Annotated in this window: 13 protein-coding genes; 4 read left to right on the forward strand and 9 right to left on the reverse strand. The window is 48.6% G+C overall.

Features of this window, described 5'->3' with window-relative positions:
* Positions 1-147 precede the first annotated feature (147 nt).
* A complete protein-coding gene (locus D082_RS10455; RefSeq protein WP_038530733.1) occupies positions 148-411 on the forward strand; it encodes a hypothetical protein in 264 nt (87 codons plus the stop codon).
* On the opposite strand, the gene D082_RS10460 is transcribed toward D082_RS10455, so the two are convergent.
* From D082_RS10460 to D082_RS17755, 4 genes are all read right to left on the reverse strand, one after another.
* Positions 385-1,617, reverse strand: coding sequence for an SUMF1/EgtB/PvdO family nonheme iron enzyme (locus D082_RS10460; RefSeq protein ID WP_028947726.1), 1,233 nt, complete (start codon positions 1,615-1,617; stop codon positions 385-387). The genes D082_RS10455 and D082_RS10460 overlap by 27 nt on opposite strands.
* 15 nt (positions 1,618-1,632) lie before the next feature.
* Entirely contained in the window at positions 1,633-2,766 is a 1,134-nt protein-coding gene (locus D082_RS10465; RefSeq protein WP_028947725.1) for a CO2 hydration protein, read from the reverse strand.
* 152 nt (positions 2,767-2,918) lie between these two features.
* Positions 2,919-4,610, reverse strand: a complete 1,692-nt coding sequence (gene hmpF, locus D082_RS10470; protein ID WP_238546693.1) for a pilus motility taxis protein HmpF — start codon at positions 4,608-4,610, stop codon at positions 2,919-2,921.
* A 237-nt stretch (positions 4,611-4,847) separates the two neighbouring features.
* Positions 4,848-5,045 carry a hypothetical protein gene (locus D082_RS17755; RefSeq protein WP_071880792.1) on the reverse strand — a complete coding sequence of 66 codons (198 nt, stop codon included), beginning with the start codon at positions 5,043-5,045 and terminating at the stop codon, positions 4,848-4,850.
* Between the two features lie 329 nt (positions 5,046-5,374).
* Here D082_RS17755 and D082_RS10475 point away from each other — a divergent pair, with 329 nt between their 5' ends.
* Positions 5,375-5,653, forward strand: coding sequence for a lipopolysaccharide assembly protein LapA domain-containing protein (locus tag D082_RS10475; RefSeq protein ID WP_028947722.1), 279 nt, complete (start codon positions 5,375-5,377; stop codon positions 5,651-5,653).
* Positions 5,654-5,679: 26 nt separating this feature from the next.
* Positions 5,680-6,072 carry a fluoride efflux transporter CrcB gene (gene crcB / locus D082_RS10480; protein WP_238546694.1) on the forward strand — a complete coding sequence of 131 codons (393 nt, stop codon included), beginning with the start codon at positions 5,680-5,682 and terminating at the stop codon, positions 6,070-6,072.
* 32 nt (positions 6,073-6,104) lie between these two features.
* Here the strand turns inward: crcB and D082_RS10485 are convergent, their stop codons facing one another.
* On the reverse strand, positions 6,105-7,331 hold the full coding sequence (locus D082_RS10485) for an FAD-dependent hydroxylase (protein WP_028947720.1): 1,227 nt from the start codon (positions 7,329-7,331) through the stop codon (positions 6,105-6,107).
* A gap of 186 nt (positions 7,332-7,517) precedes the next feature.
* Between D082_RS10485 and D082_RS10490 the strand changes: the two genes are divergently transcribed.
* Complete coding sequence (locus D082_RS10490) at positions 7,518-8,702, forward strand: phosphotransferase enzyme family protein (RefSeq protein ID WP_238546696.1); 1,185 nt, start codon at positions 7,518-7,520, stop codon at positions 8,700-8,702.
* A gap of 227 nt (positions 8,703-8,929) precedes the next feature.
* Here D082_RS10490 and pstB (D082_RS10500) read toward each other — a convergent pair whose 3' ends face one another.
* The 4 genes from pstB (D082_RS10500) to pstC form a co-directional block, all read right to left on the reverse strand.
* A complete protein-coding gene (gene pstB, locus D082_RS10500; protein WP_028947717.1) occupies positions 8,930-9,730 on the reverse strand; it encodes a phosphate ABC transporter ATP-binding protein PstB in 801 nt (266 codons plus the stop codon).
* A gap of 82 nt (positions 9,731-9,812) precedes the next feature.
* Entirely contained in the window at positions 9,813-10,622 is an 810-nt protein-coding gene (gene pstB, locus D082_RS10505) for a phosphate ABC transporter ATP-binding protein PstB (protein ID WP_028947716.1), read from the reverse strand.
* 25 nt (positions 10,623-10,647) lie between these two features.
* On the reverse strand, positions 10,648-11,511 hold the full coding sequence (gene pstA, locus D082_RS10510) for a phosphate ABC transporter permease PstA (RefSeq protein ID WP_028947715.1): 864 nt from the start codon (positions 11,509-11,511) through the stop codon (positions 10,648-10,650).
* 91 nt (positions 11,512-11,602) lie between these two features.
* The gene (gene pstC / locus D082_RS10515) at positions 11,603-12,556 is read right to left on the reverse strand and encodes a phosphate ABC transporter permease subunit PstC (RefSeq protein ID WP_038531599.1); all 954 of its coding nucleotides are present in this window, start codon (positions 12,554-12,556) and stop codon (positions 11,603-11,605) included.
* Positions 12,557-12,639 lie beyond the last annotated feature (83 nt).

Raw genomic sequence — 12,639 nt, forward strand, 5'->3', positions numbered from 1 at the left:
TCCAACTATGATCAGAAAACGACCTGCCAATGAAATGATAGTACGGAGAGCGAAGCTAAGTTCCACCGCTTGCCCTATTCCCGAAGGAAAGAAACTTCCCGGGAGATATTTTTGTTAAAATCGCTGGAAATTTAGGAGGGATCCTTGATGCCATTTTTGATTTTAGTGGTGGTGGTCCTATTTGCCGGGGTTCAACTTTTCCAATGGTTATTGGGGGCGATTTTACCCCTGCCTATTTACATTATGGCCGGAGCTTTTTTGGCGATCGCCAGCAATTACGATAAAGGCATGGCCATTTTTATCAACCGGAGCCAAGGGGCCCCGCCCCATTGTGAAGCCCTGGGGGAAACCATGACAGCTGAGCTAGAATCCCCTATAGAGGTCTCAACTAGCGCAACGGAAACCAACTAAAACCTGTCTAGTCCAGGGATGATACCAATTACGAAAACTGGCTCTCAATCCCCAGCTACGGGTGGCCCAACTTCCTCCGCGCATTACCCGGTGTTGCCCATCAAAATAAGCCTGAGAATAGCTCCGATAGGGATAGGGTTGGAAGTTGTCATAGGGCTCGAAAGGGGAAGCGGTCCATTCCCACACATTGCCCAATAGGTCGTAACAATTAGCTTGATTGCGGCCTTGATGATAGTAATTCACTGGGGTGGTTTGCCCATGGCAATTGTCAAAGTTACATCGTTCTTCACTAGGCAAGGTTTCTCCCCAAGGATAAGGACTAGAGGAGTGTTGGCTAGACCAACGGGCAGCCCTTTCCCATTCCCTCTCTGTAGGTAAACGTTTACCAAAAAAGTTGGCGTAGGCTTCCGCTTCGTAGGCACTGACCCCATAAACGGGATGGTTGGATTTTTTTCCCGCACCTTGCCAATAAAACGGTTCCGTAATATTTTGTGCCGATCGCCATTGCCAACCGGCTTCTGTCCAATACTTGCTCTGTTGATAACCCCCAGCGTCAATGAATTTTTGATACTGGGCTTGGGTGACCGGGTACTGGTCTAGCCAGAATTGTTCCACTTCCACCCAATGGGCTGGCCGTTCGTTATCTTGGGCCCATATTTCTCCACTGCCTTGGTAAAATCCCCCAGCGGGTATGGCCACCATGGGTGCCTCCAACATCTCCCTCTGGGGATCAACTGCAAAATCATGGGTATTAACCCCCAGGTCAATGCCGGCCAGATGGCTTAAAAAACTGATGGTTTCGCTGTGTTGCACTTCATGTTGCAGCAGCCACCACCATAATCTTATCTGGCCTTGATCCGAGGACCCAATGGAAGATTCCCAGACCAGTTCCACCGCGGCCCTCACTGCCCCTAAATATTGTTCAATGGCGTCACGGCCAGGCAATGCACAACGTTCAGATTTGGCTAAACCATCGGCCCGGAATAATTTTTGGTAGGCGGGAGGATGAAACTTTTCCCGTTCCTGTTCAGGCAATAGCCAAAGGGCTTCCGTAAAAGCAATGTGGCCGAAATGCCAATCAATGGGGCTAAAATCCGGGTGCCACTGGCGATCGCCTAGGGCCGGGGGAATGCGGTGCAGGAGACGGATGGTTTCCACCCGACACTGGTCCATGGCCAGTTTAATACCGTTAACATTCTCAACCACAGTGTTTCTGGAAATTCAGGGCAGGTTAATAATTTCCACCCGGGAGGTGACGAAACGATTCATCCAATTTTCCAAATAGGCCCGATTGGTTTCCTGTTCTTGGGGATCATTTGTTTCTAGGGGGTAGGGGGCTAAACCCCGAATGGCGGCGGTGGTGACGCAAAACATGGACTTCTGAAAACTCTCACAAATTTGCACCAACAAATCCCCTTCCTGTCTTAGGGATGCTTGATAAACCCGGTGGAGATAGTCCGGTAAAAAGTGGCGCATATCCTGCATTAACAGAGTGGGGGGAATACCCGCCCCACCAACGGGTAAGGGATCGGCATAGAGAGCGCCATAGGTGAATAAACTTTGGTCCGGCGGAATTTGTCCTGCCTGGGCGTTGTAGGAAATAGTTCCAGGGAAAGGAGTACCCCGGAAAAATACCGCTTCCACGTAAGGCACAGCGGTTTCCATTAAAAAAGCCAGATTGGCACTGGGGGACAGAATGTCGTAGGTAATTCCGCTCAGCTCTAATTGGTAGGTAACGGGACGGGCGGCATCGGCCACTAGGCCATCCTGAATATGTTGTACCACCGCAGGGATAGTTTTGATTTCTCCCCGGTCATAACGGTCGGAAAGACTTAAGAAAATATCTGCCATAACCCGCCAAAATTGCCCCAAGGCAGAATAGTAGGCCATCATTCGCATTTGTTCGGGCAAAAATTCCGGAAAAATCCTGTTGAGCAGTTGTAGAAACGGATTCCCTTTAATCTTTGCTCTGATTAATTTACCCACATTGACTTTGAATTCCACACCATCCAAATATTCATCTAATTTTCCCCCCCCATGCCACATCATCGCCTTCATGCAATATTCCGCATATTCATAATTAATCCGATTGTGCCACCAATGTTTCAATAGGCGATCGCCAGTAACACTGCCGTTGAAATACTTAAAAAAGGGAAACAACTTGAGATACTGAGTGTTAGCAATGTATTGCAGATTGATGGAATAGGCATCGAGGATCACGCCATAACTTTTGAGAATGCCCACCACTTCTAAGGTATTTTCTGGGGAATCCGCCAACAGAGCCTGGCCCGCTTCTAGGTTTTGAATATATTCTCTGAGAGGATGACGGGATGGAGCGAGGGGAGCTTGGGTCATAACTTCAGGACTATGGTTTCAATGCAGAAGCTCAGGGTACGGACCATTATCCCAGTAATCCAGGCCAGAATGCCAATGGCGAAGAAATTTCTTCCGGGTTAATGGAACGTCCGACTAGGGAACACTATGACAAAATCCGCCATTAACTGAAGCTAACCGCCAAACAATAGGGTTTGGATCTCCTGTAGTCGAGGTTTAATCACATCTAACTGATCCTGGAGGGGTTGGAGGGCCCCCCGCAGTAGATTGGCCCGGACTTCCAGGGCCGCCATTTCTTTCTGCAAATCTTCCACTTCCCGGCGATCGTGCTCAAAATTAGCCTTTTTATCTTGATATTGCCGGTCCAGGTTGGCAATCATAGTCTCGATTTCCCCCAGTCCCTGCTTAGTTGATTGCAAATTCTGTTCCAACTGGGCCTTTTCTCCCTGGAGTTTATGTTTGCGCTCTTCCAATTGTTGGATGACCGGATCCAAATCAATGTTGGGGATGCTATCGTCAATTTCCACCAGGCCCTGACGGCGACGGAGGATTTTTAAATGTTGTAACAGCACTTCCTGACGTTCTTTAAGGTTGCGGCGCTGGCCAATCAAGGTTTCATCCAGCATACGTTTCCTTTCCTGTTCTTCGTTTAACTCTTGCTCAATGGCCAAACGACCGTAATCATCAGCGGCTTCCAGGCGGGCTTGGATGGCGTTCACCTCTTCACATTGGAGAGTCAGCTCATCCTCTTGGTCATTAACAAAGCGGGCCAGCTTTTGCATGTCTGCTTGCAATTCTTTGACCATTTCTTCCAGCGCCCCCAGGGGGAGTTGCTCCAGGTGCTGAATGTCAATTTGATGGTCTTTATCAACGCTCATCGCTCCGGTAGCCAAGCGATACAGATTAGTTTGTAAACTTTCTGCGACCGCAATTTCAGTTTTTAACTGGGACAAAAGCTTTTGGCCATTGAGTACCCCCTGTTGTTCCACTGTCAATTGCACTTTAGCCTTGGCCAATTCCTGGCTGATGGCCTCTAATTCCTGTCCATGGATAGCCAGCAATTCCTGTTTTTGTTGAATTAAACCCCGATGTCTTGCCAATTCTTGTTCCGCACCGGTAACTACTTGCCAATGGTCATTAAAAGTCTGCTGTTGTTGCTCGGTGCTTTGGTAGGCATTGGCTAAGGCCTGGAATAGGGAAGGGATGGCTTCAGGATAGGCCCCCAAACGCTGGAGTATGCCCTGCAAAACTTCTCGATTTTCGGTACTGTTTTCCAGTATGGCCCCAAATTGTTTTTGTAAACTTGCCAGTTGCTCCCTTTCTCCTTCTAACCTTTGCCAGGCCTGGTCCACTTCATACTTTTGCTGTTCCACCTGGGCAAGTTGACTGGCTCGGTCTTCCACCTCCGATTCCTTGGCTTCAATCTCCATTTCCCGCTGGCTCAGCTCCTGGAACTGAAAGGTGAGGGATTCCCGCCAACGTTCAATCTCCCCCTGTTGTTCTTTCAACTTTTCCGAGAGACGGGATAGTTTTTGCAGTTGACGCACCAACTCCGGTGCCGCCGTCTCCGGGGAGCCCTGCAGAGAACGATTACTGCTCAGGTTCAGCATCCACAGGGTTCCCTCTTTGGCTTCCCCCATGTCATCGGTTTGGAAGCTTTCTTCGTTAGGCAGAGCACTCCAGGTCTGATCACTGTGCTGACAGGCCAGAAGTTTTAACTCGGTTTTATAGCCGCCTAAAAAGTTTTTGGTTTGTTTCTTGATTTCAGCCAAATAGAGCACAAGTCGTTGTCCTGAGCGGTGGAGACGATTTTGTCGGGAGGGTTCTCGCTTTATTCTAATCCTAAGCCCGCTGGACAGGGCCATGGAAAAATTTTTAGGCCATCCTTGGGGCAGTCGCTAAATTTTGACTCTCTAGCTTTCATCTTGCCTTTAGATGGTGGAAAATTGCTCAAAATTGCAAAAAAAAAGGAGGTGAAGGAGATTTTCCCTCGCCTGCCGTTAGTGATGAGTGATGGGAAACTAAGCATGCCGCCCGCTAGCCTGGGTTAACTTCTGAACGAGAAGTTAGCCGGTTTCCGGGGCCAACGGACAACTTTCTGCTCAGTCCCTACAGTCATCGTCCCTGTCGCCGGGGCATTTACCGTTGTAAACAACGGTATGTTCCTCGAGACTAGAAAAAGCTGCCGTTGCTGCTGTTTCCAAGCCGATAATCATCACTAAGGCGATCGCCAAGGGGCTAGCCCAAGAGCGTACCGCTCGACGGACAGAATTGTGGGGTTTGGGATGCTGTAATTTCATCAGCTTCTCTCCTTGACACGTCCTAACACACCGAGACCAAATTAGAGCTTTATTGCTCTACTTCCACCATAGGATGGAGGTCAAGGGATGTCAGTCCCATCTTTAGGGGGATAAACATGGAAAAAAGTGGAATAGGGCAAATTCACTGTTGACTCTTTTTATTGTTACCGCCATGGGCCGACCGTTTAAATCCTGATCCAGAGGGTCATTTTTTCTGTCACCATATAACCCCTGGACGGGCTGGATTTTGGGACTATGGTGGGGGGACAAGCCAACTTTTGGGCTATCCTTGGGGAGTGGATTCGACTGTGCAGGGGAGTTTTATCTAGATGCTACGTCGTATTAGTCAATTGGCGATCGCCATGGTGTTGGCATTGGGGTTAGTTTCTCTGGCATTGTTGACCATGCAAAATGTCACCCTCGTTTCCTTGAGCTTTTTGACGTTGCAATCGATTCAGATGCCGGTGGGTTTACTATTGGTGTTCGCCGTGGCGGGGGGATTGGTGGCAGGGAGCCTATTTTACCCATTGTCTAGGGGAAATCGTCGGCGGGGTATCCCTTCCCAAAGAGAATTAGACCGAGAATTCGACTTTGATGATCTGGTATGAATCCTTTGTTGCAATGGTTGGGAGCCATGCCGGTTTCCCTTCGATCGCCATTGGCGATTATTTTAGGAGCCATACCGGGGGCTTTATGTCGTTACTATGCCACTATTTTTCTCGCTAGACTTTTTGGCAATGATTTGCCCTATGCCACTTTTCTAATTAATTTCTCTGGCTGTGTAGGCATGGGCTTAGTGGTGACCCTAGCAACCCAACCAGCTTTGATGTCCCCGGATTTACGCCTACTCTTAGCGGTGGGTTTTTTGGGTTCCTACACCACCTTTTCCACCTACGCCCTGGAGGTGACTGCCCTCTGGCGCACAGGACAGTTAGCGGAAGGACTTATCTATGGTCTGGGTAGTCTGGTGGTGGGGGCGATCGGCGTATTATTGGGAAATCTCATTGCCCATCGTTTTACCCTCTAGGTTTTGCTACTCAGTATTAGATTAGATCTGTATTAATCTGTGGCTAATTGGGGTCTGCGGCCCAACAAACCAGTCATCAAACGCAAAGCGAACTTTTTCGCCGGGGGCACTTGCCGCAACATTTCTAAGCCAAATCTTCTTAAGGCGATCGCCGGTAACCAATGGCTGGAAAAAAAACGGTCTAACAGATCAGTGAAGCCGAGGATGAGCCAATTTTCCGGTTTTCGCCAATGTTCATAACGTTTCAGCACCGTTAAGGAGCCCCAATCTTCCCCTTGGCCATGGGCAGTGGCAATTACCTGGGCCAGGGCTGCCCCGTCCCGGATGCCTAAATTTAACCCTTGGCCTCCCACGGGGTGGCAACAATGGGCCGCATCCCCCACCAATGCTAAGCGGGGTTGCACGTAGCAATTACTCTGCATCAGTTGCACCGGAAATAAACGCCGGCCATTAACTAAATGAAATTCCCCCAGGCGATCGCCAATGCGTTGGCGTAATTCTGCAATAAAATCCGCTTCCGGTAAGTTAACCAAAGTATGGGCTTTATGGTGGGGCATAGTCCAGACAATCTGGGCCCGATCGCCCGGCAGGGGCAAAATTCCCATGGGACCAGTGTCACAAAAACGCTCAAAAGCCGTGTTATTGCTGGGGGCTTGATGGTGAATGGTAAAGGCAACGCAGGACTGCCAATATTTCCAACCTTTGGTTTTAATACTTGCTAAGGAACGTACGCGGGAACGGGCTCCATCCGCCGCCACTAATAATTTGGTCTGTAGGATGATTTTCTTTTTCCCCTGTTGCAGGGTGACTTGTTTGTGGTTTTCTGAATTGGTGAAACTGAGCAACTCGGCAGGACGGAACCAGGTAATGTGGGGACAGTGCTCCAAACAGTTTTCCAAGGCTTGCAAAATCACCGGATGTTCTGCCACATGGCCCAGGGCCAATTCATTGACATCTTCCTTAGCAAAGGGGACGATGCCCCGGTAATCATTGTCGGAAATTTGGATGCGGTCGAAATGACCGATGGAGTCCTTGATACTTTCCCAGACCCCCAGCCCCGCTAAAATTTTGCCCGATAACAAGGAAACGGCATAGGCTTGGGGTTTGGTGAGGGCCTGCTCCTTGGGCAAAGCTTCAATAATGGCAATTTTTAAACCAGTCTGGCGTAACCCCGCCGCCAATACCAGCCCCACAATGCCCCCTCCGGCGATCGCCACATCGAATTGATTGTCAGTTATGCAGGGGAGCATAGGAATCATGGGAGAAAATAGTTGGGTAATTTTTACGCCGTCCTCAATGCCGGTAAAGCTTCCCAGGACAGGGCATTGAACCCTATTGTATCCAATTTTTAACAATGGTGCCCCGGCGCTAGAATTGCCCCAATGCGCCCTGAGCAACGGAACTTGATAGCCAATTTTTCGGTAAAATAGTGCCCCGTCGTCACCTTGCTGATTTTTAGCCGCTTTATCCACACTAGCCCCAATAATTTTATGGAATCCCCTGGGGAAACAACCAAAGTATCGGAGAATATTCTTGCCATTGCAGGCCAGTTTAATCACCAGGGAAAAATTGTCCAGATCAAACCCTTTGGTAATGGCAATATCAATGACACTTTTTTAGTCGATTTAGATTTAAATGGCCAAGGGCAAACCAGTTTTATTTTGCAACGGATTAACCATCAAGTGTTTAAAAATCCGGCGGCGGTAATGGGCAATATGGTCTGGGTAACCACCCATATCAAACAGAAACTGCAACGGTATCCCCTGGGGCGTCCTTGGTCCATGCCCGAGGTGATTTTGACCAAAAATAACCAAGACCATTGGGATTCTGGCACTGGACAATTCTGGCGGGCCATTAGTTTTATTGAAGGCTCAGAATCTTTTGATATTCTGACTAGTCCGAGGCAAGCTCAGGAAGTGGGCACTGCGTTGGGCATTTTTCACCAATTATTGAGCGATCTTCCCCCAGCAAAATTGGTTGATACCCTGCCCGGATTTCACCACACCCCTGGGTATCTTCAGCAATATCACCAAGCGTTGGCCAGCAGTCAAAGGGCCGTGGGAGAATTTAACCGGGAAATTGCCCATTGTCGGGCTGTAGTTGAAGAGTGGACTCCCGTAGTTGAAGTATTGGAACAAGCAAAGGTAAAGAGACTATTACCACTCAGGTTAATGCACGGTGACCCCAAGGTTAATAATATTTTGTTCGATCGCCAATCGGGGCAAGCCGTCAGTGTGATTGATTTGGATACGACTAAACCAGGATTAATCCATTATGATTTGGGGGATTGTTTGCGCTCTGGCTGTAACCTGTTGGGGGAAGAAACGGAAAATTGGTCCGCCGTTGAATTTGATCTGGATCTATGTCAGGGCATTCTTCAGGGTTATTTGCCCCAGTGTCGACATTTTCTCACCGCCGCCGACTACGATTATTTTTTCCCCGCCATTGCTCTGATTTCGTTTGAGTTGGGACTTAGATTTTTCACCGATTATCTCAATGGCGATCACTATTTCAAGGTTAAATATCCTCCGCACAATCTCATACGGGCCCTAGTGCAATTTCAATTAGCTACCCGGATCAAAAGTCAGGAAAGCTCCATTCGTCAAATGATTGAGGAAATTAGCGGTTGATGTTGACTAAGACAAAAATTGAAGGGAGTTCCCCTTTTTCCTCGACCATGCCACAGACAATCAATGGACTCCTGGTCATTGACCTGGCAAAAGCCATCATCAGAAAAATGGGTTTGAAATTCCATGCCTCAGCACGGCTTTATACTAAAACTAGAGTGCCAAAGACGGAAATCAAGTAGTCGGCTAAGCAAGGGAGGATGTCAAGCCAATGGCTGATCGCCTCCGGACTAACCGAAACGGCCGCTGACGTAATCCCGGGTAGATTGTTGGGTCGGATTTTGGAAAATTTCCTCTGTGGGGCCATATTCCACCAGACTACCCACTTTAGCTCCTTTCTCCACTGATTCCACGTTGAAAAAGGCAGTGTAGTCCGAAACCCGGGAAGCTTGTTGCATATTGTGGGTGACAATCACAATGGTGAACTGCTCTTTTAGTTCGTGCATTAGCCCTTCAATTTTGAGGGTGGAAATGGGATCTAAGGCCGAACAAGGCTCATCCATCAAAATTACTTCCGGCTGAACGGCGATCGCCCGGGCAATGCAGAGTCGCTGTTGTTGACCGCCGGAGAGGGAGAATCCACTGGCTTTCAATTTATCCTTCACCTCGTCCCAGAGAGCCGCCCGACGCAGGGACGTTTCCACTAATTCATCCATATCTCCTTGAAAGTTGTTTAACCTAGCCCCCCAAGCAATATTTTCGTAAATGGACTTAGGAAAAGGATTAGCTTTCTGGAACACCATGCCAATGGAACAGCGTAAACCCACTGGATCCACTGTGGGGGAATAAATATCGGCACCATGGTAGGTAATCCGCCCTTCCACCCTGGCGATCGCCACCAAATCATTCATACGGTTGAAGCAACGGAGCAGGGTGCTTTTGCCACAGCCGGAGGGGCCAATGAATGCCACTACCCGTCTTTCGGGAATGGAAATATTGCAGTCTTTGACCGCTAGGTGGGAGCCGTAGTAAACGTTAACGCCCTGGGCTTCTAACACTCCCTTAGTGGCCACGCCGTTGGAAACGACCATAATTAATATCCTCCTGAAAAATCACTAAATAATCGAACTAACCAACCATTAACAATAAATAAGGTTTTTAACTCAGACACCATTAGCCGAAGCGGCCACTGACGTAGTCCTTGGTTTCCTGCTCTTGGGGGTCACCAAAAACCTTGCTGGTTTGATCAAACTCCACTAGGTAGCCCACCTTATTACCTTTTTCCGTGGCCTCTGCGTTGTAAAAAGCGGTGTAGTCCGCCACCCTGGTGGCCTGTTGCATATTGTGGGTAACAATAATGATGGTGTAATTCTCCTTCAGTTCATTCATCAACTCTTCCACTTTCAGGGTGGAAATGGGGTCCAACGCCGAGCAGGGCTCATCCATCAACAGTACTTCCGGTTGCATGGCGATCGCCCGGGCAATGCAGAGTCGTTGTTGCTGACCACCGGAGAGGGAAAAACCACTGGCTTTTAATTTATCTTTCACTTCGTCCCAGAGGGCGGCCCGTCGGAGAGAATCTTCGGCCAACTCTTCCAAATTGCCTTTATAACCGTTGACCCTAGCACCGTACACCACGTTATCGAAAATGGTTTTGGGAAAGGGATTGGGCTTCTGGAAAACCATGCCAATATATTTACGCACCGCAGTGACATCGATGTTGGGCGAGTAAAGGTCTTGGTTATGGTAAAGAACCTTGCCCTCCAGTCGAAAACTTTCAATCAGGTCATTCAGACGGTTAAAGCAGCGTAAAATCGTGCTTTTCCCACAACCGGATGGCCCAATGAAGGCGGTGATTTTATTTTTGGGAATGGTCATGGAAACATCCCGCACTGCCCGATGATTACCATAGTAAATGTCAAGGTTTTGGGCAGTAAAGACAGGAATGGTTTCAGTTAATGTCCGAGCAGGGGATTCGTTCATGGTGGGTTCCTTATTTAATCAGTATCTAATAAGCCTTCTTCCGAGTAAAGAAGCGAGCGGTGATGTTGGTAATGAGCACCAAAAACACCAGCAACAACGAAGCTGCCCAGGCCAATTCTTGCTGAGATTTGTAGGGTACCGAGGCAAAGTTATAAACCAATACAGCCAGTGTCGCGATGGGTTCTTTCAGTCCCCGGGGCCAGAAGTTGGAATATAAGGCAGTGAAAATTAGGGGGGCCGTTTCTCCAGCAGCCCTGGCGATCGCCAATGTGACCCCGGTGATAATGGAAGAAAGGGCAGCGGGCAGAACGACGAATAAAACGGTCTGGTATTTGTAAGCTCCCACCCCCAGAGCTGCCCAACGAATATCCTGGGGCACAATCTGTAACGCTTCGTCGGTGGTACGGATAATGGTGGGCAACATCAACACCGCCAGGGCAACGCCCCCCGCAATGGCAGAAAAGCCAAATAGTCCCGAAGACACCAACGCCCCATAGGCAAATACCCCCGCAATGATGGAAGGAATGCCACTCAACAGGTTGGTGGCAAAACGTACTGCCCGGGCCACTTGGTTATCACCGCTAAACTCGGAAAGATAAACCGCACTCAAAACTCCAATGGGCACAGCAATCACCGTGGCGATCGCCACCACGATAAAGGTTCCGATAATGGCATTGCCCACTCCACCACCAGCCAAACCCGGGGCCGGGGGTAGTTTGAGAAATAGGTTAAGGTTAATGCTGCGGAAACCCTGGATGGCAACAAAAATTAGCACCGCAAACAGGGGAATAATGGTGGCCAATAAACAGGCCCCCGACACAGCAGTCATAGAGTAACCAAAGATGGTTCTCAGGTTAGATTTTTTCTTTTGGAGGTTAACGGCGGTCATTGGTTTGGGCGGCCAGGGCCTAGGGGAATTTAAAAAACGTAACTCTAAGCAAAAATACTTGTAGCCAAAATCAATTTAATGGTGGAAAAAACTAATATTTAGCTTTGACTTTGTTCACAATCAGCTCTGCCAAAATATTGACAACGAAAGTCAGAATAATCAGCACAAAACCCGCATACATCAATGCAGAAACCTGCATCCCCGAAGCTTCAGCAAACTGGTTAGCCAACAGAGATGCAATGGTGTTGGCAGGATTTAATAAAGACCAACTAAGACGGTTAGAGTTACCAATAATCATGGTTACGGCCATCGTTTCCCCCATGGCTCGCCCCAGGGCTAACATAATGCCCCCAACAATGCCGGAGAAAGCGGCGGGAATTAGCACCCGAAAAATAGTTTCCCACCGGGTAGCTCCTAGTCCCAAGGAAGCTTGACGCAATTCCGGCGGTAAGGAAGCCAAAGAATCTCTGGCGATCGCCGTAATGATGGGCAAAATCATAATGGCCAAAACAATACTGGCGGGTAACATACCAGGGCCCGCAGGCGGGGTGCTAAAGAGAGGAATCCAACCAAAATATTCGTTTAACCACATGCCCACCGGTTTGATCAGCGGAATAATGACAAAAATGCCCCACAATCCATAAACAACACTGGGAATAGCCGCTAGCAATTCCACCATAAAAGTTAGGACAGTGCGAATTTTAGTAGGAATGAAATCTTCACTTAAAAACAGTGCCGTGCCAATACCTAGGGGAATAGCCAACAGCAAGGCCAAGCCGGAGTTTATCAAAGTTCCCACAATAACCGCCAAGGCACCATACTGACTTGTGACGGGGTTCCAAGTATTGTTGGCGATAAAGCCCAGCCCAAAAGCTTTAATTGCCGGCACTGATTGGAGGAAAATTAGGACGGCGATCGCCAGCAAAATCAGACCAATACTGACGGCAAAGGCTAAAGTTAAATACTTAAACCCTTTCTCCAAATTTTTTTCAATATCGGAGCGGGAAGCCAGGGGCTTTGTCCGGGAATAGGGCGCAGTGGTCATGGAAAAATGGGGGATTAGGAAAGGAAAATGGGAAGGAAGATCAACATCAATAATGGTGATCGCCTCCCCACCCAAATATTTGG

It is taken from the genome of Synechocystis sp. PCC 6714 (genome assembly GCF_000478825.2).
Lineage (GTDB): Bacteria > Cyanobacteriota > Cyanobacteriia > Cyanobacteriales > Microcystaceae > Synechocystis.

Bases quoted from the DNA above. Each gene is read 5' to 3' on its own strand.
- D082_RS10455 (WP_038530733.1), top strand. From the start codon at position 148: ATGCCATTTTTGATTTTAGTGGTGGTGGTCCTATTTGCCGGGGTTCAA.
- D082_RS10465 (WP_028947725.1), bottom strand. From the start codon at position 2,766: ATGACCCAAGCTCCCCTCGCTCCATCCCGTCATCCTCTCAGAGAATAT.
- hmpF (WP_238546693.1), bottom strand. From the start codon at position 4,610: ATGGCCCTGTCCAGCGGGCTTAGGATTAGAATAAAGCGAGAACCCTCC.
- D082_RS17755 (WP_071880792.1), bottom strand. From the start codon at position 5,045: ATGAAATTACAGCATCCCAAACCCCACAATTCTGTCCGTCGAGCGGTA.
- D082_RS10475 (WP_028947722.1), top strand. From the start codon at position 5,375: ATGCTACGTCGTATTAGTCAATTGGCGATCGCCATGGTGTTGGCATTG.
- crcB (WP_238546694.1), top strand. From the start codon at position 5,680: ATGCCGGTTTCCCTTCGATCGCCATTGGCGATTATTTTAGGAGCCATA.
- D082_RS10485 (WP_028947720.1), bottom strand. From the start codon at position 7,331: ATGATTCCTATGCTCCCCTGCATAACTGACAATCAATTCGATGTGGCG.
- pstB (WP_028947717.1), bottom strand. From the start codon at position 9,730: ATGGTCGTTTCCAACGGCGTGGCCACTAAGGGAGTGTTAGAAGCCCAG.
- pstB (WP_028947716.1), bottom strand. From the start codon at position 10,622: ATGAACGAATCCCCTGCTCGGACATTAACTGAAACCATTCCTGTCTTT.
- pstA (WP_028947715.1), bottom strand. From the start codon at position 11,511: ATGACCGCCGTTAACCTCCAAAAGAAAAAATCTAACCTGAGAACCATC.
- pstC (WP_038531599.1), bottom strand. From the start codon at position 12,556: ATGACCACTGCGCCCTATTCCCGGACAAAGCCCCTGGCTTCCCGCTCC.